Below are 632 nucleotides of genomic sequence, written 5' to 3'. Positions count from 1 at the left end.
CCGCCATAACCGTGTAGTCAAAGCGTTAGGAGAAGGCCGTTATCAGTCGGTCCCTATTAAAATTGGTTACGAAGGATTATCCGCTGCAAATGACAACGCTGTGATCGAGATACTTAACGGTCTTTCTGAGGGTGAGAGCGTCGTCATTGCTGCGCAGTTTTTGATTGATTCAGAGTCTTACGTAGAGGCTGAATTCAAAAGAATGGAACAACAACTGAATAACCCCTCCGAAATGGCCGAACCCGATAAAATGGCACAAGAAGTCTTAACCAAAGGTGTTATTGAGAAAGTTATGCCTGAAATGGGCATGGTCACCATCACCCATGAGCCAATAACTGAATGGGATTGGCCTACCATGAAAATGGACTTTGGTTTCGCCGACAGCATCGAACCAAATTCATTCACTGAAGGAGCAACGGTCGACTTCATTCTGAGGAAAACCGGCGACTGGGACTACCAAATTACAGCCTTGGGTGACCAAGCTGTGATGCAGCATTCAAAACAAACACAGAAGCTACCTCAAGGCGCCGTTAAATCAAACGGGATCATACGGGACGTAATGCTCGATATGAATATGCTGCAGGTTGTTCATGAACCAATTCCTGAGTGGGAGTGGCCAGAAATGAATATGT

General features: G+C 45.7%; 1 protein-coding gene. It reads left to right on the top strand.

Going from position 1 to position 632, the window contains the following annotated elements; translation table 11 throughout:
- The coding region (locus A3750_RS24470) for a copper-binding protein (RefSeq protein ID WP_197475294.1) at nt 1-632 on the top strand (632 nt) is incomplete at both ends.

The sequence above is a fragment of the Oleiphilus sp. HI0079 genome (genome assembly GCF_001635105.1).
The sequence above is the reverse complement of the archived record's forward strand: the minus strand, read 5'-3'. Positions and strand labels throughout refer to the sequence as shown.